Here is a 20,798-nt window from a genome sequence, read left to right on the forward strand (position 1 = left end):
GCCTACCATCGGTGCCCATGTCCCCTCCGGCCCGTAACGTCCACCCCGTGCTGGCCCGGGCCGCCGTCCGGGCGCTGCGCCGCTCGCCGGGGATGGGAGCGGGGGCGGGGGTCGGCGCGGCCGTCGGCCGGGCGGAGGAGCTGCTCGCGGTGGGTGCTCCGGTGCCCGAACTGCTGCACGCCGAGCTGCTGGTGGCGCTGCGGCGACGGGGCTGGCCGGCGGTCCGGGCGGCGGCCGGGCACCTGCTCGACCGGCCGCGCGATCCGCTGGTGGCCACCCTGGCGGCGAGCAGCGGCCCGGCCGAGTTCCTGGCGCGGTCGCGGCTGCTGGAGCGCTGGTTCCACGTCGGACACACCACGGCCGCCACGTACGACCGCGACGGTCTCGGCCTGACCGTCCGTCACCTGCCGCACCTCGGCGGGCCACCGTCGCCGGCCGAGACGCTCTTCGTGGCGGCGGCGTACCAGGTGGCGACCGGGCTGGTCGCCGGACGGGAGCCGGTCTTGGTCCTGCTGGCCGCCTCGGGCGAGCTGACGCCCTCGGCGGCCTGCTCGAACTCCACTGCCACTCTGGACGGTTGGCGCCTGCGCTGGGCCGAGGCGGGGCCACCGGCCGGGACCCTGCCGCAGCTGCGGGCCCGGATCGCGCTCGACCCGGCCCGGGCCTGGCGGCTGCCGCAGGCGGCAGCGGCCCTCGGGCTGTCCTCCCGCACGCTGCAACGGCTGCTGGCCGCCGGGGGCACCACCTTCCGGGCCGAACTGCTGGCGGTCCGGCTGGAGTCGGCGGCCCAGCTGATCCGGCGCAGCGCCCTGCCGCTGGCCGACATCGCGGCGGCGGCCGGCTTCACCGACCACCCGCACCTGACCCGGCGGTTCGGCGAGCGGTACGGCTGCTCGCCGCAGGCCTACCGGCGGGCGGCCCCGGAAACGGCCGCGAGCCCCGGCCCCGGTGTTGGCCCCGGTGTCGGCTCCGGTGCGGCGGAGTGAGCGCTGACGGCCCGCCGCGGGCGCTCCGGCGCGCGGTGGGCGGCGCCCGCGCGGTGGTCGCTGGGGCGGGTGCCGTAGACCCGGTGGAAGGCGGCACTGAGCGCGAACGCGCTGCGGTAGCCGACCCGGTGGGCGATCGACTCCACGGTGGCGTCGGTGCGGGCCAGCAGGTCGGCGGCCAGCGAGAGGCGCCAGTCGGTCAGGTACGTCATCGGCGGGCGGCCGACCAGCTCGGTGAAGCGGCGGGCGAAGGTGGCCCTGGAGACCCCGGCTGCCCGGGCCAGCTCGGTCACCGTCCAGGGGTGGTCGGGCCGTTCGTGCAGCAGCCGCAGCGCGGGGCCGGTGACCTGGTCGCCGAGCGCCAGGTACCAGCCGGGCGGATCGGCCTCCGGCCGGGCGAACCACTCCCGCAGGGTGGAGAGCAGCAGCAGGTCCAACAGGCGGTCCAGCACGGCCTGTTGGCCGGGGTCGTCGCGGCCGATCTCCGCCGCCGCCAGCTCCAGCAGCGGCCCGGGCCCCTGCTGCCGGACCACCAGGGCGCGCGGCAGCGCACCGAGCAGCCGCGCGGAGACCCGGCCGTCCACCCGGTACCCGCCGGTGAGCAGCACGGTCGCGCCGTCGGGCCCCGTCCCGCAGGTCCGCAGCCCGAAGTACACCTCCGCCGGGACCTCGCCGCCGTCCGCCGTCGTGCAGCGGTCCGGGTGCACCACATACAGCGGGTCCCCCCACCCCTCGGCCCGGTCGGCCGCCGTGAACCCGGCCGCCCCGGTCAGCAGCACCACGTCACCCTCCCCGACCGCCACCGGCGCGGCCCCGTCCGGCACCACCCAGGCCGTCCCGCGCTCCACCGCGACCAGGGTCAGCGGAGCCTCGTCGGCGAACCGGACCGACCACGGAGGGTCCATCAGATTGCGGCTGAACAACGCCCCGTCGGAGCGCACGTCCTGGAGGAGACTCGTGAGTGGGTGCACCCGCCGACCCTACGTCCCGCCGCCCGGTCGGCCGCCGGGTGAGACGCCCGGACATCGGGGTGAGCGTCCGGACCATTCCGGCGGGCCGGGGACCGCCGGTGTACTGAGGGCATGACGACGACGCGGAACGACACCGGGCACCTGACCACCCCTCACCTCGCCCACCACCCCTTCCTGGTACTCGGCGGCACCGGCAAGACCGGCCGCCGGGTGGTCTCCCGGCTGCGGGAGCGCGGGTACGCGGTCCGGGCCGCCTCGCGGAACGGGACCACCCGCTTCGACTGGGCGGACCGGTCGACCTGGGAGCCGGCCCTGGAGGGGGTGTGGGCGGCGTACCTGGTGGACTCGCTGACGGCGGATGCCGGGGAGCTGATGACGGACTTCGCCAAGCTGGCGGCGCAGAGCGGGGTGGAACGGCTGGTGCTGCTCTCCCACCGGGACTGGGTACCGGCGCAGGGCGAGGAGAAGCTGCCGTGCGAGCGGGCGGTGCGGGAGTCCGGGGCGGAGTGGACGCTGCTGAAGCCGGCCTGGTTCGCGCAGAACTTCGACGAGGAGGCGTTCTGGCTGGAGCAGGTGTTGGACGGCGCGCTGGTGATGTCCACCGGGGACGGGGTGGAGCCGTTCGTGGACGCGGAGGACATCGCGGACGTCGCGGTGGCGGCGCTCACCGAGGACGGGCATGCGGGGGAGTCCTACGAGCTGACCGGGCCCCGGCTGTTGAGCCTGGCGCAGGTGGCGGAGGAGATCGCCCGGGCCACCGGCCGTCCGCTGGTCCACCGGGCGGTGCCGGCCGGGGAGTTCACCGACTACGCGCTCGGGCAGGGCCTGCCGGCCGACTTCGTCGGACTGCTGGAGATGCTCTTCGGCTGGATCGCCGAGAACCGCTTCGCCACCCTCGCCGACGGCGTGCAGCGGGCCCTGGGCCGGGAGCCGCGCGACTTCGCGGCGTACGCCCGGGCCACCGCCGACAGCGGGATCTGGGAGGGCTGACCCTGCGTCAGACCCCGGCGGCGCGGCGGACCAGCTCGACCAGGCGGGCCTCGGTGGCGGCGGAGAGCGAGGTCAGCGCGAAGGCGACCGGCCACAGCTCGCCGTCGTCCAGGCCGGCCTGGTCGCTGAACCCGATCGTGGCGTAGCGGGTCTTGAACTTCTGGGCGCTCTGGAAGTGGCAGACCACCTTGCCGTCCCGGGCGTAGGCGGGCATCCCGTACCAGGTCTTGGGCGCCAGCTCCGGGGCGTTGGCCGTGATGATCGCGTGCACCTTCTCGGCCAGCACCCGGTCCGCCTCCGGCAGTTCGGCGATCTTCGCCAGCACGTCGGCCTCACCGTCCGCCTTGGTGGCCTTGCCGCCTCGCCGGGCGGTGGTCTTGAGGTCCTTGGCGTGCTCGCGCATCGCGTCCCGCTCCTCCTCGGAGAAGCCGTCGAAGGACTTGGCGGCGGTGGTCCTGCGGGCGGTGGTGGCCATGGTGTGCTCCTCGTGGTCGTGGCCCGATCGGGCTGAGCACCACTCTAGGAAGCCGACCCGTCCCCGTGCTTCTCCGAAACTGACCGGTCCTCGGCACGGAGCACCGAGGCCACGACCACCGCGATCGCCTCCGCCGGGTCGGTGGTCGGCGCCGGGTCCGGAAGCTCCAGTCCCCGCACCTGGTAGCTGCCGTCGGGCAGCGGATCGACGCCTCCGCCGACCAGTCGGGAGTGCTCCTCGTCGGCTGCGCGGAACCGGAGCATCCGGTGGCTGGTGGACGGGACCAGGCAGCGCAGCTCGGGCCGGGCGTGGGCGGCCTCCCACAGGGCGAGTTCGTGCGGGAAGGTCCGCCGGACCGGGCGGCGGCGGAGGTCGAGCCCGTGCTGCCAGGCCAGTTCGACCGGGTCGAGCGGCTCGCGCTCGTGGACCAGTGCCCACGGGCTGTAGCGGATGAACGGTGCGGCGATCTCGGTCTCCGCCAGGCCCGCGCCGCCGAGCCAGCCCGCCACCACCCGGACGGCGGCAGCCGGATCGCCGGTCCAGCCGTCGGCGAGGGAGGCGCCGGCGGTCCGCAGGCGGACGTTCAGCTCCGACTGGTCGCGCCCGTGGTGGACGGTGGCCTGCCGCGTCCCGTCCGGGCACCGGTAGGTCGCGGTGCGCTCGTGCCCACCCGGTGCGCAGCGGAGGCGAGTTCGGTGGTGAGCAGCGGGATCGGCGCGCGGGGGTGGTCGGTGGTCACGGCGGCATTCTGCCCGGGGTACGGCGTCCGCGCGAGAGGTATGTCGATATCAAGTATCTTGACGTCGAGATTAATCTGGTCCAGGCTGCTTCCCGTACCGACGAACGACACGGGGGCAGGACCATGCACGACGAGAAGCGGAGCGGCGGGCTGCTGGCGCAGCTGCGCCGGCCACCGGGCGGGCGGGACGGGCGGATCATGCTGCTGGTCCAGTTCCTGGACCGGCTGGGGACGGGGGTGTGGGCGGCGGCCTCGGTGCTGTACTTCACCTTCGTCTCCCACCTGGACGCCGGGCAGGTCGGCCTGCTGCTCGGGGTCGCGGCGGTGGCCGGCATCGCGGGCTCGCCGATCGCCGGGCAGTTGGCGGAGCGGTACTCGGCCCGCACCCTGCTGATGTGGTGTCACCTGCTCCGGCTCGGCACCATGCTCCTGCTGCTGGTCTCCCGCGACTTCGCCGCGCTGCTCGCGGTGATGGCCGTGACCTGCCTGGCCGAGCGCGGTGCCAAGACGCTGGAGATGCTGTTCGCCACCCGGGCCACCGACGGGCAGCGCACCACCTACCGGGCGCTGGCCCGCACCGCGATGAACGCCGGCTACGCCGTCGGCGCAGGCCTGGCCGCGATCGGCCTGGCCATCGGGACGACGGCCGCCTACCAGGCCCTGGTGCTGGCCAACGCGCTGTCCTTCGCGGTGACGGCGGCCCTGGTCGCCCGCACCGGCGAGCAGCGGCCGGACCCGGCCCCGGCGGCCAGCGAGCCGTCGGTCGGACGCGAAGCCTCCGGCTCGAGCCCGTGGCGGGACCGGGGCTACCTGCGCTTCGTGCTGCTCGACGTCCCGATGAGCCTGGACGATTCGGTGCTCGGCGTCGGCCTCCCGCTCTGGCTGATCACCAGCACGGACGCGCCGCATGCCCTGGCCCCCGCCTTCCTGGTGCTCAACACGGTGCTCGTGGTGGTGCTCCAACTCCGCATCTCCGGCTGGGCCGAGGGCCCGCGCCGGGCCACCGCCGCCGTCACCCTGAACGGCCTGGCGATGCTGGCCGGCTGCGCCCTGCTGGCGTTCGGCACCGGCGGCGGGGCCTGGAGTGCCTCGATCGTGCTGCTGTGCTCCGCGCTGCTGGTCTCGGGCGCCGAGCTGATGCGGTCGGTCAGCTCCTGGGAGCTGGCCGTCTCGCTCGCGCCCGAGCGCTCCCGGGCCTCCTACCTGGGGGTGGCGGGCATGGCCCAGTCGGCGCAGAAGGCGCTGGGCCCGCTGCTGATCACCGGGGCGGTGATCACCGCCGGGCCGCTCGGCTGGCTCGCCCTGGGCGGTGGCATCGCGGGGCTCTCGGTGCTTCAACGCCGGGGCTGTGAGCGGCGGTTGGCGCGGATGCCGGACCTGGCGGCAGGGTCGCCCGCCGCGACGGAGGGCGCGGCGGCCGGAGCCCGGAGCTGACGGGGAATCACCGGACCGCCGGCTCGCCCCGGCCGGTGCGGGAAGGCCCCCGAGTGCTGGCCAGAAGGTGACGGACCGCTTGCTGCCAGCTGCCGGACCTTCCGGTGGAGCCGTCGACCCGGCAGGCTCGGAGCCACGCTGCCACCGGCACCCCGGGAGAACCCACATGCGCATGGTCACGGCCCTCCTGCTCCACCGGAGCCGAGGAGAGGCGACCGAAGGCGAGGCCCACCTGGTGGGCGAGTTGCTCCGCTCCTGCGCGGTGCCCGCGTACGGCGTGGAGCGCCTGCGGGTGCGCTCGGCCCCGGGCGGGGTCGAGCTGGTCGCCCACGTCCGGGCCGAGGGCGAGCCGCAGGCGCTGGTGCTGGCCCGGGCGCTGCTGGCCGCCGCGCAGGTGCCGCTGCTGGCCTTCGGCTACACGGTGGGGGAGGTCGCACCACTGACCATGGCCGAGGCCACCGCCGAACTCCCTTCTCCGGCGAGCGTCTTGAAGTAGAAGGTGGTCGGCCGGAGCTGCCCGCCCGGGTCGGTGGCGTGGCCCGGGACGGTGCCGAGCTCGGTCCAGCCGGCCGAGCGGTAGAGGTGCTCGGCCGGGCTGCCGGTCTCGGTGTCCAGCAGGAGCAGGGTCAGACCGCGCGCGGCGGCCTCCGCCTCGGCGTGGGCCAGCAGCCGCCGACCGAGCCCCCGGCCCCGGGCGGCGCCGTGCACCAGCAGCTTGGCCAGCTCGGCCCGGTGCCGGCCGTTGGGGTAGGAGGTCAGCCGGAGCTGGACGGTGCCGAGCAGCCTCCCTCCGCGCTCGGTCGGGTGGTCCTCGAAGGCGGCCCAGAGCAGCAGCTGACCCTCCGCCAGCGGACCGGCCAGCCCGCGCCACCACCCGGCCGCCTCGTCCGGGGTGAGTCCGGCGGAGAAGCCGACCGAGGCGCCGCCCGCGACGGCGTCGGCGAGCAGCTCGCCCAGCGCCCCGGTGTGGTCGGCGAGATCGGCACTGGTCAGGGCGGTGAGGTGCATGGTGCGGCCTTCCGGGTGTGGTCAGTGTCTCGCACCCTGCCAGCTCCCTGTTGCGCCGGTGTTACGCGATACTGCGTGCGCACCCTGACGCGTACGCGAGGAGACACCATGGCAGGCACCCCCCTCGACCCGGCCGACCTGCTCGCGGTCGGCGACCTGCTCACCGACGAGGAGCGGCTGATCCGGGACACCGTACGGAAGTTCGCGGATGACCGGATCCGGCCGCACGTCGGTCAGTGGTACGACCAAGGGGTCTTCCCGGTCCGGGAGTTGGCGCCGGAGCTGGGGAAGCTCGGGGTGCTCGGGATGCACCTGGAGGGCTACGGCTGCACCGGCTCCACGGCGGTCGAGTACGGCGTGGCCTGCATGGAGCTGGAGGCGGCCGACTCGGGGCTGCGCAGCTTCGTCTCGGTCCAGGGCTCGCTGGCCATGCGCTCGATCCACGCCTACGGCTCGGAGGAGCAGAAGCAGCGCTGGCTGCCGGAGCTGGCGGCCGGCCGGGCGGTCGGCTGCTTCGGCCTGACCGAGCCGGACTTCGGCTCCGACCCGGCCAACATGCGCACCCGGGCCCGCCGCAAGGGCACCGACTGGGTGCTCAACGGCAGCAAGATGTGGATCACCAACGGCTCCGTCTCGGACGTCGCGGTGGTGTGGGCGCAGACCGAGGAGGGCGTGCGCGGCTTCCTGGTCGAGCGCGGCACCCCGGGCTTCACCGCCACCGACGTGCACGGCAAGCTCTCGCTGCGCGCCTCCGTCACCAGCGAGCTGGCGTTCGACGAGGTGGTGCTCCCGGCCGACGCGGTGCTGCCCGGGGTGACCGGCCTGCGCGGCCCGCTCGCCTCGCTCGGCGAGGCCCGGTACGGCATCCTCTGGGGCACCGTCGGTGCGGCCCGGGACTGCTACACCACCGCGCTGGAGTACGCGAAGACCCGCATCCAGTTCGACCGGCCGATCGCGGCCTTCCAGCTGACCCAGCAGAAGCTGGTCGAGATGATGCTGGAGGTGGAGAAGTCCTACCTGGTGGCCCACCGGATCGGGCGGCTCAAGGACGCCGGGCAGTGCCGGCCCGCGCACATCAGCTTCGGCAAGCTGAACAACGTCCGCACCGCGATCGAGGTGGCCCGCTCGGCCCGCACCGTCCTGGCGGCCAACGGCATCACGGTGGAGTACCCGGTGCTCCGGCACGCCAACAACCTGGAGTCGGTGCTCACCTACGAGGGCACCTCGGAGATCCACACCCTGGTGCTCGGCGAGACCATCACCGGTGAGGCCGCCTACCGCTGACGCCGGGTCGGAAACCGCTGGCCACCGCCCCGACCGGCCCCTAGGATCCTGGAGTCGCCACGACGGACGACCGGAGCAGGAGAGGAGCGGAACGATGACCGGGACCACCACACTGTGGCGCCCCACCGGGCCCGAGGAGCTGGCGCTCGTCGAGGCGTCCGGGTGGCGCGCCTGGCCGCCCCGGCTGCCGGACCAGCCGATCTTCTACCCGGTGATGAACGAGGACTACGCCGTCCGGATCGCCCGGGACTGGAACGTGCCCGCCTCCGGCGTCGGCTACGTCACCCGCTTCGAGGTGGAGACGGACTTCCTGGCCCGCTACCCCGTCCGGCAGGCCGGCGGGCGGACCATCCTGGAGCTCTGGGTGCCGGCCGAGGAACTGGCCGAGTTCAACCGGCACCTGGTCGGCCGGATCGAGGTGACCCGGGAGTTCCGTCCCGGGGGCGAGGTCCCGCCCGCCTGACGGACCGTCGTACCCCGGGCCCCTCCGTGACCCCGCCGACCCCTGAGGCCGGCGGGGTCACGTACGCCCGGAGGTGGAGACCGGTCCGGTACCTGGTGCTGACCGTCCGCAGCTCCCGGCCGGACAGGATGGAGGAGTCGGAGGACGGACGAGTGCGAGGGAGCAGTGGCATGGGCGTGGCGGGCAAGGTGGCGGTCTCGGTGGTGGCGGCCGGTGCGGTGGTGACCGCCGGCGTGGTGGCCGGGGTGCCGATCGCCCGGGGCTGGGCCGAGGGTCGGCACCAGCAGCAGGCCGCGTACGACAGCGGCGCCGCCGCCAAGCAGGACCGCACCTCGGTGCCGCGCTGGCTGCCGGACGGGGCGACCGGGGTCTCCTACCTGATGTCCACCACCGGCGGAGACCGGCTGATCCGGGCCACCCTGCCCGGTGGGTCGGCCCCGGCGGAGTGCCGGAAGGGGCAGCCCGAGGGGCCGGTGAACCTGAGCGCCTCGTGGTTCCCGGACGAGGCGGTGGCCCGGGCCGACCTGCGCTGCGGGCTGTACAACGTCGCGCTGATCGGCGACCAGCTCTACGGCTGGCAGGACGACGACGTGGTGATCGCCGCGCGGAAGGCCGGCACCACCGCCGAGTGACCGGGGCCAGGCCGCCCACCCGGTGGAGTGGGCGGGGGCGGGTACCGGACGGGGGTTCGAGTGCGATATGACGGGTGACACCCGATCACCTCGCGAGGAGCCCCATTGACCACCGGCACCGGTTCCCTACCCGGGACCAAGACCGACGGCGCCATACCCTCGGCGTCACCCGGCAAGGCCACCATCATCGTGCTCGGCGGCCTGACCGCGCTCGGCCCGATCACCACCGACCTCTACCTCCCCGCCCTCCCGTCGCTCCGGGAGGACCTGGGCTCCACCTTCCCGGCCGTCCAGCTCACCATGACCGCCTCGCTGCTCGGTCTGGCGATCGGTCAGCTGCTGTTCGGCCCGCTGAGCGACCGGCTCGGCCGCCGCCGCCCGCTGCTGGCCGGGATGGTGCTCTACACGGTGGCCACCGTGGTCTGCGCGCTGGCGCCCTCGATCACCGTGCTGGTGGCGGGGCGCTTCCTCCAGGGGATGGCCGGCGCGGCCGGGCTGGTGATCTCCCGCGCGATCGCCCGGGACCGCTACGAGGGCGTGGCGATGGTCCGCTTCATGGCCTCGCTCGGGGTGATCAGCGGGCTGGCCCCGATCTGCGCCCCGGCCCTGGGCGCCCTGTTGCTGTGGCTCACCGACTGGCGGGGCACCTTCGGCGCCCTGATGGTCTACGGGACGCTCGCCAGCTTCGGGGTGCTGTTCCGGCTGACCGAGTCGCTGCCGCCCGAGCGTCGGCACCGGGACGGACTGGGCAGCACCTTCCGGGCGATCGGCGGCCTGCTCGGCAACGCGCGCTTCGTGGGCTACGTGCTCACCAGCACCTTCAGCTTCGGCGCGCTGTTCGCCTACGTCGGTGCCTCCTCGGTGGTGATCCAGGACGTGTACCAGGTCTCCCCGCAGACCTACAGCCTGATCTTCGCGGTCAACTCGCTCGCGGTGGTGGGCTTCAGCCAGCTCAACGGACGGGTGCTGGTGCAGCACCTCAAGCTGGACGTCCTGCTGCTGATCGGGATGGGCACGGCCGCGCTGGCGGGCACCGCGCTGATCCTCTTCACCTCGGTCTGGCACCTCGGCCTGTCGGCGGTCTGGCCCGCGCTCTTCGTCCTGATGGCCGGGATGGGCATCGCGCTCCCGAACTCCTCCGTGCAGGCGCTCACCATGGCGCCGCACGCGGCGGGTTCGGCCTCGGCGCTGCTCGGGGTCGGCACCTTCAGCTGCGGTGCGCTGGTGGCGCCGCTCAGCAGCCTGGGGGACCGGCCGTCGATGGGCCTGCTGGGAGTGGTGGTGCTCGGCTGCGCGCTGGCGGGCCTGTCGGCCTTCGCCCTGCTGTGCCGGCGGCCCGGACCGCAGGCTGTGTGACAGTCCGTCAGGAAGCCACGATCGAGTGAGTGTCCTGGCGGAGGCGGAGATCGTTGTTCCGGTTGTGAGTGTTGACCGGGGCGTGGGCGCCAGCATTGAAGAAACGATTCTGCTCCTGGAGTGCCCGATCTTCGCCGACCTGGTGGGTCGGTGGCGGCGGGCGGGCCGGGCGGTGCCCGGCGAACCGGACCGCGAGTGGCTGTCCCTGACGGCCCCTCCGGTCGTCCGGCAGCGTCCGCCGGCGGAGCCGGGGTGGTCCGCCGCGGCCCCCGAGGCACCGGGGCTGCCCGGCCCGTCCGCCGCGCCCGCCCCGTCCGGGGCGCCGCGCGCGCTCCCGGCCGGGCCGGGAGCGCCGGCCGGCCCGGGTGGTCCCGGCTACGCGGGGGCCCGGCGATGACCCACCGCAGCGCCCCTCGTGTCCCCGCCCAGCGCACCAGCGCCGGAGGCTGCGTCATGCCGCTCGGCCTCGCCCTGGTCGCCGGGCCGGGCGTCCGGGTCCCCGTCACCGCCTGCCTGCGGTACTCCTCGGCCGACCCGTACGCGGTCCACCTGGACTTCCACCTCGGGCAGGGCATGCCCGTCCGCTGGACCTTCGCCCGGGAGCTGCTGGCCACCGGCCTGCACGGCTGGGCCGGTACCGGCGACGTCTCGGTCTTCCCGGGCACCGACCAGGACCGGCAGAGCACCTGCCTCTCCCTGGACGGGGACACCGGCACCGTCCTGCTGCTCGCCCCGACCACGGCCGTGCGCACCTTCCTCGGGTACGCGGACCGGCTCGTGCCGCCCGGGACCGAGCAGCGGTACGTCGACCTGGAGGGCCTGCTCGCCCGGCTGCTCGACGGACCGGAGCCCGGCCTCGGGTGGCGGGAGGGGCTCGGCGAACCTGACTGACCGTCGGCCGGGGACCGGCCGGCGTCCGGTTGGGGTCCGGCCGGGTTCCGGTCGGGGTCCGGCCTGGGTCAGCGGGCGCCCCGGGCGAGCAGCCGGGCGCGGGCGTGCGCGGCGAAGTCCGGGCCGGCCGCGGTGGCGGCGGGGTCGGCGGCGGTGCCGCCGGGCTTGGTGGTGCCGGAGACCGTGTAGTAGGTGTAACGGCCCACAGCGGCATGGGTGTTGGCGCAGCCGGCCGAGGTGCAGTAGGAGATGCTGCCGGCCGGGACGAGCCCCTGCACCTGGCCGGTGTGCGCGGCGGTGACGGCGTCGGCGTTGGCACGCTGCGGGAAGACCGCGACGCCGATGGTGACGGCGCTGGTGCCGGAGGTGTAGGTGGCGCGCAGCAGGGTCTGGCAGCCCTGCGGGGTGAGCACGTTGCCGAGGCCGCCCGTGGTGGCGTTCCAGCAGGTGCCGGTGGCGGCGGTGGTGAGGCGGGTCCAGGTCTTGCCGCCGAAGCTGAGGGTGGCGGACGGGAAGAGCGCGTTCGGATCGAGCGGCGCGGTGTCGGTGGCGGCCGAGGAGATGACCGTCAGCGGGTCGAGCGGGGCGGCACTGCTCGGCGGGGCCGGCGGCTGCGGTGCCGGGGCCACCGGGCTCTGCGGGGCCGAGGACGGCGACGCGGAGGGGGCGGGGGCGGTGGGGGAGCCCTTGGCGGACGGGCTGCCGGAGGGCTTGCCGGTGGCGGAGGGCGAGCCCGAGGGGGAGGGCGAGCCGGTGGGGCTCGGGCCCGAGGTCGGCGTGGGAACGGTGGAGGCCCCGGGCGGATCGCTGGGAGCATCGGCCGGGGCCGAGGCGGAGACGGTCCCGGCGGCCAGGGCTGACGGGGCGTCGGAGGTCGCGGGAGAGGTGCCCCGGCCGATCAGCAGGGCCGTGGTGGTGATGCCGCCGACCAGCAGCACGGCGCCGGCCACGGCGCCGCCGTTGCGCAGCCGCCGGCGGCGCAGCTGCTGCGCCTCGTGCCGGCGGGCCAGCTCGGACCAGTCCGGCTCGGTGGCGTCGGGGCGGGTCCACCCTCCGTCGGCGGGGACGGCGGGCGGTGGTGGCCCGAAGGCGGGGAAGGCGCCCTCCTGCCCCGGTGTCCGCTGCTGCTGCCGTCCTGTGCCCCCGTCGCTCATGAGCCGTGATCCTAGGGCATTCGAACGGCGGTGCGCGTACCGGTCCGGGTACGGAGCGTGGTGGGGGAGGTGAGCCGGGACACAGAGGAATCGAAGGCAGCGGGGGAGGTGGAAGGCGGGTTCGGCGGGCCGGGGAGCGGCCGACGATCGAAGGTACGGGCCGGGCTACGATGCTGCGTCGTAGCTCGCGCGATTGAAGGCAGGTAGGGAGCGCGTTAAGACTGGTGGAGTCGCAAGGCGCTCCCGCCGTCCGCACCGGCCACCCGCTCCCGGGTCCCGGCCGGTCCCGGGGAGCGCGCCGCCCGGCGCCCGGCACCGATCGGGGCGCTCACGGCCGGTGGTGCGGCTGCCCGTCGGAACGGCCCCCGGCCGCCCGGGCAGCGAGGCACCCCCGGGCCGGTCCACACGATTGAGGTCGTCCGCCCCATGCGTAGTTCCCTCCTTGCCGTCATGCGCCGTCGCAGCACCCTGGTGCTGGCCTCCGCCGGACTGGCGACCGCCTGCGCCGCCTCCGTGGTGGCCGTGGCGCTCCCGGAGGAGAAGGCCTCCGCCGTGACGGTGGAGGTCACCCAGGCGCCGACGGCCGGGCAGCAGGCGGCCCCGGCCGAGCAGACCCCGCAGACCGAGCAGACCCCGCAGACCGAGCAGGAGCAGGCGCAGCAGTCGGAGCGGAAGGCCGAGGAGCAGCACGAGGCCGCCGCCTCCCGCTCCGAGCAGCGGTCCGACCTGTCGGTGGCCACCCGGGCCACCTCGCCGAGCGCGGTCAAGGAGCTGGCCCGGAGCCTGGTGCCGGCCGGTCAGTTCGCCGCGTTCAGCAGCATCATCAGCCACGAGAGCGGCTGGAACGTCAAGGCCACCAACGCCTCCTCCGGTGCGTACGGCCTGGCCCAGGCCCTGCCGGGCTCGAAGATGGCCTCGGCGGGCGCCGACTGGAAGACCAACCCGGCCACCCAGATCAAGTGGGCGCTCGCGTACATGAACGACCGGTACGGCAGCCCGAACGCCGCCTGGGCGTTCTGGCAGAACCACCACTGGTACTGAGCCGCACCGGTACCGGGCCGTACCGGTAGCGGGCGGCCGAAGGCCCCGCCCCGGACGTCCGGGGCGGGGCCTTCGGCATGCGCGGGGCGCTGACGCGGGGTCAGACCAGGCCGTTGGTCTTCAGCCAGTCCTTGGCCACCGCCGACGGGTCGTCCTTGTCGACCGCGACGCGCTTCATCAGGGCGGTCAGGCCCGGGGTGTCCAGCTTGGCGGAGACCGCGTTCAGGGCGGCCGTCGCGGTGGCGTCCACCCCGGCCTTGTTGACCAGCGGAAGGACGTTCTGGGTGGAGAAGACGGACTTCGGGTCGGTGAGCGAGACCAGCTTCAGGGTGACCACCTTGGGGTCGGTGGTGAAGACGTTGCCGACCTGGATGCTGCCGTCCTTGATGGCGTTCGCGGTGGTCTCGCCGGTCGGCTTCCACTCCTTGAAGGTCAGCCCGTAGGCGTCCTTGAGCTGCTGCTCGCGGCGGCTCTTGAACTCCGGCGGGCCGCCGATGACGAAGTCGGCGGACTTGCCGGCCAGGTCGGCGATGGACTTCAGGCCGAGCTTGTCGGCGGTCTCCTGGGTGACCGTCAGGGAGTCGTTGTCCTGGGCGGCGGCGGAGTCGAGCACGGTCAGCTCGGCCGGCAGGGTGGTCAGCAGGGCCGCGTTGACCGCCTCGGTGCCGCCGGACAGCGCCGGGCTCTTGGCGTCCAGGTAGCCGAGCAGGGCGCCGTTGTACTCGGGGAGCACGGTCAGGCCGCCGCTCTTCAGCTGGCCGTAGAGCACCTCGCGGCTGCCGATGTTGAACTTCTCCTCGACCTTGACGCCCTTGGCCTTGAGGGCCTGCGAGTAGATCGAGGCGAGCAGCACGTTCTCCGGGAAGTTCGCCGAGCCGACCACGACGGTCTTGCCGGAGCCGGAGGCCGCGCCGGAGGCGGAGGCGGAGGAGCCCGAGGAGGGGGAGGCCAGCGGGTCGCTGCCGCCGGAGGAGCCGCAGGCCGCCGTGCCCAGCAGGAGGGCGGCGGTGACCGTGGCGGTGCGGAGCAGACGGGGGGTCATGGGAGGTTTCCTTCGCGGCAGGTGACGTTCGGTGGGATCGGGTGCGGTGGTCGTGCCCGTGCGGGCGCGGTGGTCGTGGTGGGTCAGCCGGTGCTCCGGCGGAGCCGGACGGCGCCCTTGCGGACGGTGCCCCGGCGCACCGGGCGGCTGCCGGGCGGCAGCGCGTACCGGATGAGCAGGGCGAAGAAGAGCTGGGCGGCCAGCGCGAGGGCCACCACCAGCACCGCGCCGCCGGCCACCACGTAGTACTTGCGCAGCGCCAGGCCGTCGATCACGTAGCGGCCGAGGCCGCCCATCCCGACGTAGGCCGCGACCGTGGCGGTGGCGATCACCTGGATAGTGGCGGTGCGCAGCCCGGCCAGCAGGCTGGGCAGGGCGGCCGGGAAGCAGACCTGGCGGAGCACCTGGGGGTGGGTCAGGCCGATGCCCCGGGCGGCGTCCCGGAGTTGGGGATCGGTGCCCCGGACGCCCTCGACCGCGCCGACCAGCAGCGGCGGGATCGCCAGCACCACCAGCGGGATCACGGTGGACGCCTTGCCGACGCCGGCCAGCAGGACCACCAGGGTCACCAGGCCGAGCGTGGGCAGGGCCCGGGCGGTGCCGGTCAGCACCGTCGCCAGGACGGCGCCCCGGCCGAGGTAGCCGAGCAGCAGACCGAGCGGGACGGCCAGCAGGGTGGCCCAGGCCAGGGACTCGACGGTGTAGGCGAGGTGCTCGGCGATCCGGTGGGGGATCGCGTCGGGGCCGCTCTGCAGGGCAGGGTCGGTGAAGAAGGCGTGCAGCCAGTCGATCCAGTTCACCGGAGCCCGCCTTCCGGCGCCGTGGCCCAGGGGGCGAGCAGCCGCCCGGCCAGCACCAGCAGCAGGTCGACGGTGAGCGCGAGCGCGACCACCAGCACGATCCCGGCCAGGATCGGAGTGGTGAAGGTCCGCTGGAAGCCGTCGATGAAGAGGTAACCCAGGGCGCCCCGGCCCACCAGCGCGCCGATCGCCGCCATCGAGATGGAGGAGACCGCGGCGACCCGCAGACCGGCCGTCACGTACGGCACGGCGGCCGGGAGTTCGACGGCGGCCAGCCGCCGCCACGGGCCGTAGCCCATCGCGGTGGCGGCCTGCCGGACCGGATCGGGGGTCGTCCGCAGGCCCTCCACCGTGGTGGGCAGCAGCAGGGCGACCGCGTAGGCGGTGAGCGGGACGCTCACCAGCGGGTAGCTGGCCGGTGCGAAGTACGGCAGCAGGATGGCGAAGACCGCGAGGGCCGGCAGCGCGTAGGCCGCGTTCAGCACCACGGCGACGGGTTGGTAGACCTTCGGGTAGCGGGCGCAGAACAGGCCGAGCGGGACGGCCAGCAGCAGGCCGACGAAGACCGGCGGGAGCGCCAGCACGGCGTGGTCCCAGGTGAGTTGGGCCAGGTAGCCGAGGTGGTCGCCGAGCCAGCCCCAGCGGATCAGTGGCTCGTCCTCAGGCACGGTCGGCTCCCGGTTCGGCGGGGGCCGGCTCCGCGGCGGGCGGTGTCGGCGCGGCCGGTGTCGTCACGGTGGATATCGGTGCGGCGGGTATCGGTGTGGTGGCCGGGCCGAGCGCGGCCAGTACGGCGGCCCGGTCGGCGGTGCCGGTGGCCTTCCCGTCGGAGTCCAGCACCACGGCCAGCCCGGCGGGGGAGAGCACGGCGGCGTCCAGCGCGGTCCGCAGGGTGTCGGTGCCGGGGTGGTAGCCGAGCGCGGGGTGGGCGGCGTGGCCCTCCTGCCGCCACTCCGACGGGGCTCCGGCCGGATCCAGCCGGAGCAGCCAGCCGTCGGCGCCGGCCCGCTCGGCGAGCGGCACGGTGGCGATGGTGTCGGCCGGGCGCAGGCCCAGACCGCGCAGCCCCCGGTCCCGGCCCAGGAAGGAGGCCACCCCCTGGTCCGCCGGAGCGGTCAACAGGGTGTGCGGGTCGGCGAGTTGGGCGATCCGGCCGTGCTCGCGGAGCACCACCACCTGATCGCCGAGCCGGACGGCCTCCTCGATGTCGTGCGTGACGAACAGCACCGTCTTGTGCAACTCGCCCTGGAGGCGCAGCAGTTCCTCCTGGAGCCCGGCGCGCACCACCGGATCGACGGCGCTGAACGGCTCGTCCATCAGCAGCACCGGCGGATCGGCGGCCAGCGCCCGGGCCACCCCGACCCGCTGCTGCTGGCCGCCGGAGAGCTGGTGCGGGTAGCGCTTCGCGCTCTCCGGCGGCAGGCCGACCAGCTCCAGCAGCTCGGCCGCCCGGGCCCGGGCTCGCTTCTTGTCCCAGCCGAGCAGGTACGGCACGGTGGCCACGTTGTCGATCACCCGGCGGTGCGGGAACAGCCCCGCCTGCTGGATCACGTAGCCGATGCCCCGGCGCAGCTTCGCGGCGTCCAGCCCGGCCACGTCGGCGCCGTCCAGCAGCACCCGGCCACCGGTCGGCTCGACCATCCGGTTCACCATCCGCAGGATGGTGGTCTTGCCGCAGCCGGACGGGCCGACCAGCACGGTGATCCGGCCGGCGGGCACCTCCAGGTCCAGGCCCTCGACGGCCAGGGTGCCGTCGGAGTGGCGCTTGGCGGCGCCGTCGAATCTGATCACGGGGAAGTTCCTAGTCGTGGCGCGCTGCGCCATGGTGATTGCCGATCATGAGGACACTTGCGCCTGCCCGGCCCGGCCGGAGGGTAAACCTGCGGTCGGACCGAGCATGGCCGCTGCGGCGGCCTCCGTCAGGTCGGACGGGGCCGGTCGGGTGAGGCTCCGTCAGGTCAGGGGGCGCCCTCCTGCGGTGCCCCGGACTCCTCCGCGAGCCGGGCCTCGTCGTACGACGGGGTCCCGCCCGGGGCGGTGGGCAGACCGGCCGCGGCCCAGGCCTGGAAGCCGCCGTCCAGGTCGGTCGCCTTCGGCAGCCCGATCTCGCGCAGCGCCGCCGCGGCCAGGCTGGAGGCGTAGCCGGCCGAGCAGAGCACGATCACCTCCAGGCCGGGTCCGGTGGCCTCGGGGATGCGGTGGCTGCCGGCCGGGTCGAGCCGCCACTCCAGCACGTTCCGCTCGATCAGCAGGGCGCCGGGGATCTCGCCCTCCCGGGCCCGCTGGGCCTGCGGGCGGATGTCCACCAGCAGCGCGCCGCGCCCGGCCGCCGCCCGTGCCTCGCCCGGGCCCGGGCGGTGCACGCCCTCCCGGCTGCGCTCCAGCAGGGCCTCGATGCCGCCGAGCGGCCGGTCGTCGGTGCTCACGCCCACTCCTCCGCGCGCTCGTACGCCGTCTGCACCAGGCCGCCGGCCCGCAGCTCGTACCGGGCCATCTCGCTCAGCGGCGGGGAGTAGGCGTGGATGGTGACCGCCGGGCCGGTGCCGGTGTTGCGCACGTCGTGCAGGAAGTCCGGGCCGAAGGAGCGGACCGTCCCGGCCCCCAGGGCCTTCACCTGGAGGTCGTGCTCGGGCCCGCCCAGGGTGAGCTCGGCCAGCTCGCCGAGCGCGACGGTGAACGCCCCGCGCGAGCTGCCGTGGCCGTGGAAGCCGGTGGACTGGCCGGGCAGCCAGCTGATCAGCCAGACCTCGTGGTCCTCGGTGAGCGCGATCCGCTCGTACCAGCGCTCGTCGGCGGAGAGCCGCACCCGGTGCAGCCAGCCGGCCGGGCGTTCGGCCAACTCGCGGACGATGGTGCGCAGTTCGGTGAGGGAGAGCGGCTTGGCGGTGCCACTGGGGGCGTGGTCGAGTTCGACGGTCATGACGGTCCTCGGGTAGCCGAAAGCGATCGGCCCATGCGGAGGCCGACCGTTGAAGCCGGAGCGGGGTGCGGGGCAGGGGCCCTCGGAGGGAGGGTCAGGCCCGGGGGTACGCGGCCCTGGCGGAGGTCACAGGGCGGGAAGGGGCGACGCGCCGGAGGCGGAACGCGTCAGCAGGCACACATGTCGCTCGCCTGGCGTCGCAGATCGACGTGCAGGCGGCAGACCAGGGTGGCGCCGGTATCCATGGGAGTGATCCTGACGGCGGGCGGCGGCGGAGTCAAGCACGTCCCGCCTGATGAGAGCGGCGGCGGACGGCCCGGACGCTGTCAGGTCGCCCGGCCGAGGTGGTGGACCGGCAGTGGACCGGCAGTGGTGGATCGGCGGTGCCGGACGGTCGGCGGCTCCGGAGTCCAGGGCGGGCTGACGCCCGCTCAGGACCGGGAACCCGCCGGGCATCCGGCGCGTCCTTCCCCACGGGACCGCCGGTGCTTGGGCGGGGACGGGGAAGGGCAGGAGCACACCATGGGTTTCATCAGTTGGATCATCCTCGGCCTGGTGGCCGGGGCCATCGCCAAGTTCATCCTCCCGGGGCGCGACCCGGGAGGCATCGTCGTCACCACGCTGATCGGCATCGCCGGCTCCTTCGTCGGCGGCTGGCTCTCCAGCACCGTGCTGGACCGGCCGGTGACCACCAGCTTCTACGACCCGGCGACCTGGATCGCCGCGATAGCCGGCGCGTTCGTGCTGCTGGTCGCCTACCGCATCCTGTTCGGCAACTCCCGGGACTGACCGGACGTCAGCCGGACGCCGCACCCCGCCCCGGGAGCTCCGGGGGCGGGGTGCGGCGTCGTGAGGGGGCGTCACTTCCGGTACGGTCCCAGGTCGTAGAGGAAGGGGTCGATCTCCGCGAACACCGGCGGCGCGTACCGGTGCAGCGGCGGCAACTGCTCACGGGCCAGCCACCAGCCCACCGGGACGCCGCGCAGGCCGGTCCGGGCGGCCACCACCCCGGCGGCGATCGCACAGGTGGTGTCCATGTCGCCCCAGCCCTCCAGGGTCCGCCAGATCGCCTCCGGCAGGGAGTCGAGCGAGCCGGCCGCGGCCCAGAGGGCGAACGGCACGGTGTCCGGCCCGGACATCAGCAGCCCCGAGCCCAGCACCACCGAGGCGTGCCGCACCGAGGTCCCGGCCGGGAGGCGGGCGGCGGTCCGTAGGCCGGAGCGCACGTCGCTCTCGGGCAGGTGGTCCGCGACCTCGGCGAGGAAGGCCGACCGCTCCGGCGCCGGCCCGCCCCGGCCGCGCGCGGCCAGGGCCGCCGCCACCGCGACGGCGATCGCCCCGGCCACCGCCTCCGGGTGGAAGTGGGTCACCAGCGCGGAGAGCCGGGCCTGCTCCACCACCTCCGCCAGGTCGGCGGCGAACCAGGCGCCCAGCGGCGCGACCCGCATCGCGGCGCCGTTGCCCCAGGACCCCTGGCCCTCGAACATCCCCGAGGTGACGGACCGCCAGTCCTCGCCGTCCTGGATCCGCCGGAGCACCTGGTGCATGGAGGCGCCGTACTTCCGCCCGGGGTGGGCGGTGTACTCGGCGGCGAAGTCGGCCGCCAGGACGTCGGGCACCACCTCGTCGTGGCGGGCGAGGTGCTGGTACAGCACGTACGCCATCGCGGTGTCGTCGGTCCAGTGCCACGGGCCCGGCCTCGGCCGACGGGCCGTCAGCTCGACGGGGGCCTCGTCGGTCGAGACCTGGAACCAGCGGTCGCCGAAGGCGTCGCCGAGAGCCAGTCCGTGCAGGCTCTCGAGACTCTGCGGCGGGGTGACGACGATGGGCACGGCTCGGCTCTCCTCGGCTCGGATCGGGCTCGTTCGGAGCCTCCATCCTTCCGGCCGGCGTACCTGCCGGGCCACCGGTTATCCCCCCGACGACCCGTCAGGTGGGAGGGCGCCGCCCCGCTGGCTTGCTGCGCTCGCGTGCGGTTGTGCCGCTGGCTTGCTGCCGACCCGTCAGGCCGCCAGGCCGGAGAGCACCAGCGCCCAGACCGCCTCGAAGTCGGCCTCGCAGCGCGGGTCGGACCACTCGGCCGCGTGCGCCGGGTCGTGGAAGTGGGCGGTGGCCTGGAAGACCGCGCGGGCGGTGGCGTCGGTGTCCATCGGGCGGAACTCGCCGGTCCGGACGCCGTCCGCCAGGATCACCGCGATCTGCGCGGCCAGCGTGCCGACGTGCTCGTCCACCGTGCTGGAGAGCTCGCCGACCAGCGTGAGGTAGGTGGCGAACAGCTCCGGGTCGTCGGTCGCCTTGCGCCGCTTGGCGGCGAACAGCGTGGCCAGCCAGCGGTGCAGCCGCTCGGCGGCCGGGCCCGGATCGGCGGTGATCGCCGCCAGCTCGTGGTGGGCCTGGTCCAGCCAGCGCTGGGTGACCGCCTCGCGCAGCGCGGCCTTGCTCGGGAAGTGCCGGTAGACGCTGCCGTGGCTCACCCCGAGGGCGCGGGCGATGTCCACCACCGTGGCCTTGGCGGGCCCGTACCGCCGCAGCACGTCCTCGGCGGCGCGGAGGATCTGCTCGGAGGTCAGGGCGGCGCTGTCGCTGGTCACGGTCTTCCTCTGCTCGGGTGA

Annotated in this window: 24 protein-coding genes; 11 read left to right on the plus strand and 13 right to left on the minus strand. The window is 74.8% G+C overall.

Annotation, left to right across the window (positions count from 1 at the left end; genetic code table 11):
* The first annotated feature begins 17 nt into the window (after nucleotides 1–17).
* Nucleotides 18–986 carry a helix-turn-helix transcriptional regulator gene (locus tag ACIRBX_RS15060; protein ID WP_402296765.1) on the plus strand — a complete coding sequence of 323 codons (969 nt, stop codon included), beginning with the start codon at nucleotides 18–20 and terminating at the stop codon, nucleotides 984–986.
* Here ACIRBX_RS15060 and ACIRBX_RS15065 read toward each other — a convergent pair.
* Complete coding sequence (locus tag ACIRBX_RS15065; RefSeq protein WP_402296766.1) at nucleotides 905–1,957, minus strand: AraC family transcriptional regulator; 1,053 nt, start codon at nucleotides 1,955–1,957, stop codon at nucleotides 905–907. The genes ACIRBX_RS15060 and ACIRBX_RS15065 overlap by 82 nt on opposite strands.
* Nucleotides 1,958–2,068: 111 nt before the next feature.
* Between ACIRBX_RS15065 and ACIRBX_RS15070 the strand changes: the two genes are divergently transcribed.
* Complete coding sequence (locus tag ACIRBX_RS15070) at nucleotides 2,069–2,947, plus strand: NAD(P)H-binding protein (RefSeq protein WP_402296768.1); 879 nt, start codon at nucleotides 2,069–2,071, stop codon at nucleotides 2,945–2,947.
* 7 nt (nucleotides 2,948–2,954) lie between these two features.
* On the opposite strand, the gene ACIRBX_RS15075 is transcribed toward ACIRBX_RS15070, so the two are convergent.
* Together ACIRBX_RS15075 and ACIRBX_RS15080 are read right to left on the minus strand one after the other, a co-directional pair.
* Nucleotides 2,955–3,422 (minus strand): iron chaperone, encoded by a 468-nt coding sequence (locus ACIRBX_RS15075; protein ID WP_402296770.1) that lies wholly within the window; start codon nucleotides 3,420–3,422, stop codon nucleotides 2,955–2,957.
* Nucleotides 3,423–3,466: 44 nt separating this feature from the next.
* A complete protein-coding gene (locus ACIRBX_RS15080; protein ID WP_402296772.1) occupies nucleotides 3,467–3,931 on the minus strand; it encodes a DUF6193 family natural product biosynthesis protein in 465 nt (154 codons plus the stop codon).
* A gap of 353 nt (nucleotides 3,932–4,284) precedes the next feature.
* Between ACIRBX_RS15080 and ACIRBX_RS15085 the strand changes: the two genes are divergently transcribed.
* Together ACIRBX_RS15085 and ACIRBX_RS15090 are read left to right on the plus strand one after the other, a co-directional pair.
* A complete protein-coding gene (locus ACIRBX_RS15085) occupies nucleotides 4,285–5,595 on the plus strand; it encodes an MFS transporter (protein ID WP_402296774.1) in 1,311 nt (436 codons plus the stop codon).
* Nucleotides 5,596–5,761: 166 nt separating this feature from the next.
* Complete coding sequence (locus tag ACIRBX_RS15090) at nucleotides 5,762–6,091, plus strand: hypothetical protein (RefSeq protein WP_402296776.1); 330 nt, start codon at nucleotides 5,762–5,764, stop codon at nucleotides 6,089–6,091.
* Here ACIRBX_RS15090 and ACIRBX_RS15095 read toward each other — a convergent pair.
* On the minus strand, nucleotides 6,010–6,603 hold the full coding sequence (locus ACIRBX_RS15095) for a GNAT family N-acetyltransferase (RefSeq protein WP_402296777.1): 594 nt from the start codon (nucleotides 6,601–6,603) through the stop codon (nucleotides 6,010–6,012). The two genes, ACIRBX_RS15090 and ACIRBX_RS15095, sit on opposite strands and share 82 nt — an antisense overlap.
* A 108-nt stretch (nucleotides 6,604–6,711) precedes the next feature.
* Between ACIRBX_RS15095 and ACIRBX_RS15100 the strand changes: the two genes are divergently transcribed.
* The 5 genes from ACIRBX_RS15100 (at nucleotide 6,712) to ACIRBX_RS15120 (ending at nucleotide 11,229) form a co-directional block, all read left to right on the plus strand.
* On the plus strand, nucleotides 6,712–7,887 hold the full coding sequence (locus ACIRBX_RS15100; RefSeq protein ID WP_402296779.1) for an acyl-CoA dehydrogenase family protein: 1,176 nt from the start codon (nucleotides 6,712–6,714) through the stop codon (nucleotides 7,885–7,887).
* 94 nt (nucleotides 7,888–7,981) lie between these two features.
* Complete coding sequence (locus ACIRBX_RS15105) at nucleotides 7,982–8,350, plus strand: ADP-ribosylation/crystallin J1 (RefSeq protein WP_402296782.1); 369 nt, start codon at nucleotides 7,982–7,984, stop codon at nucleotides 8,348–8,350.
* Nucleotides 8,351–8,502: 152 nt separating this feature from the next.
* Complete coding sequence (locus ACIRBX_RS15110) at nucleotides 8,503–8,982, plus strand: hypothetical protein (protein WP_402296784.1); 480 nt, start codon at nucleotides 8,503–8,505, stop codon at nucleotides 8,980–8,982.
* A 105-nt stretch (nucleotides 8,983–9,087) separates the two neighbouring features.
* Nucleotides 9,088–10,338: a multidrug effflux MFS transporter gene (locus ACIRBX_RS15115; protein WP_402296786.1), complete on the plus strand. Its 1,251-nt coding sequence runs from the start codon at nucleotides 9,088–9,090 to the stop codon at nucleotides 10,336–10,338.
* 393 nt (nucleotides 10,339–10,731) lie between these two features.
* Nucleotides 10,732–11,229 carry an SsgA family sporulation/cell division regulator gene (locus ACIRBX_RS15120; protein WP_402296787.1) on the plus strand — a complete coding sequence of 166 codons (498 nt, stop codon included), beginning with the start codon at nucleotides 10,732–10,734 and terminating at the stop codon, nucleotides 11,227–11,229.
* 68 nt (nucleotides 11,230–11,297) lie between these two features.
* On the opposite strand, the gene ACIRBX_RS15125 is transcribed toward ACIRBX_RS15120, so the two are convergent.
* A complete protein-coding gene (locus ACIRBX_RS15125; RefSeq protein WP_402296789.1) occupies nucleotides 11,298–12,383 on the minus strand; it encodes a hypothetical protein in 1,086 nt (361 codons plus the stop codon).
* Between the two features lie 450 nt (nucleotides 12,384–12,833).
* Here ACIRBX_RS15125 and ACIRBX_RS15130 point away from each other — a divergent pair, with 450 nt between their 5' ends.
* Entirely contained in the window at nucleotides 12,834–13,424 is a 591-nt protein-coding gene (locus ACIRBX_RS15130; protein ID WP_402296791.1) for a transglycosylase SLT domain-containing protein, read from the plus strand.
* Between the two features lie 100 nt (nucleotides 13,425–13,524).
* Here the strand turns inward: ACIRBX_RS15130 and ACIRBX_RS15135 are convergent, their stop codons facing one another.
* From ACIRBX_RS15135 to ACIRBX_RS15160, 6 genes are all read right to left on the minus strand, one after another.
* Nucleotides 13,525–14,466 (minus strand): ABC transporter substrate-binding protein, encoded by a 942-nt coding sequence (locus ACIRBX_RS15135; RefSeq protein ID WP_402296794.1) that lies wholly within the window; start codon nucleotides 14,464–14,466, stop codon nucleotides 13,525–13,527.
* An 83-nt stretch (nucleotides 14,467–14,549) separates the two neighbouring features.
* Nucleotides 14,550–15,266 (minus strand): ABC transporter permease, encoded by a 717-nt coding sequence (locus ACIRBX_RS15140; RefSeq protein ID WP_402296796.1) that lies wholly within the window; start codon nucleotides 15,264–15,266, stop codon nucleotides 14,550–14,552.
* Nucleotides 15,263–15,934 (minus strand): ABC transporter permease, encoded by a 672-nt coding sequence (locus tag ACIRBX_RS15145; RefSeq protein ID WP_402296798.1) that lies wholly within the window; start codon nucleotides 15,932–15,934, stop codon nucleotides 15,263–15,265. Before ACIRBX_RS15145 ends, ACIRBX_RS15140 begins: the two co-directional genes overlap by 4 nt.
* Nucleotides 15,927–17,057 (minus strand): ABC transporter ATP-binding protein, encoded by a 1,131-nt coding sequence (locus tag ACIRBX_RS15150; protein ID WP_402296799.1) that lies wholly within the window; start codon nucleotides 17,055–17,057, stop codon nucleotides 15,927–15,929. Before ACIRBX_RS15150 ends, ACIRBX_RS15145 begins: the two co-directional genes overlap by 8 nt.
* A gap of 167 nt (nucleotides 17,058–17,224) precedes the next feature.
* Nucleotides 17,225–17,692: a rhodanese-like domain-containing protein gene (locus ACIRBX_RS15155; RefSeq protein ID WP_402296801.1), complete on the minus strand. Its 468-nt coding sequence runs from the start codon at nucleotides 17,690–17,692 to the stop codon at nucleotides 17,225–17,227.
* Nucleotides 17,689–18,186: a cysteine dioxygenase gene (locus tag ACIRBX_RS15160; protein ID WP_402296803.1), complete on the minus strand. Its 498-nt coding sequence runs from the start codon at nucleotides 18,184–18,186 to the stop codon at nucleotides 17,689–17,691. Before ACIRBX_RS15160 ends, ACIRBX_RS15155 begins: the two co-directional genes overlap by 4 nt.
* A gap of 522 nt (nucleotides 18,187–18,708) precedes the next feature.
* On the opposite strand from ACIRBX_RS15160, the gene ACIRBX_RS15165 reads away from it, so the two are divergent.
* Nucleotides 18,709–18,975: a GlsB/YeaQ/YmgE family stress response membrane protein gene (locus ACIRBX_RS15165; RefSeq protein WP_402296805.1), complete on the plus strand. Its 267-nt coding sequence runs from the start codon at nucleotides 18,709–18,711 to the stop codon at nucleotides 18,973–18,975.
* Nucleotides 18,976–19,046: 71 nt separating this feature from the next.
* On the opposite strand, the gene ACIRBX_RS15170 is transcribed toward ACIRBX_RS15165, so the two are convergent.
* Entirely contained in the window at nucleotides 19,047–20,012 is a 966-nt protein-coding gene (locus ACIRBX_RS15170; RefSeq protein ID WP_402297616.1) for an ADP-ribosylglycohydrolase family protein, read from the minus strand.
* 177 nt (nucleotides 20,013–20,189) lie between these two features.
* Nucleotides 20,190–20,777 carry a TetR family transcriptional regulator gene (locus tag ACIRBX_RS15175; RefSeq protein ID WP_402296806.1) on the minus strand — a complete coding sequence of 196 codons (588 nt, stop codon included), beginning with the start codon at nucleotides 20,775–20,777 and terminating at the stop codon, nucleotides 20,190–20,192.
* Nucleotides 20,778–20,798 lie beyond the last annotated feature (21 nt).

It is taken from the genome of Kitasatospora sp. NPDC096147 (genome assembly GCF_044763225.1).
In the GTDB taxonomy this organism is placed as follows: domain Bacteria; phylum Actinomycetota; class Actinomycetes; order Streptomycetales; family Streptomycetaceae; genus Kitasatospora.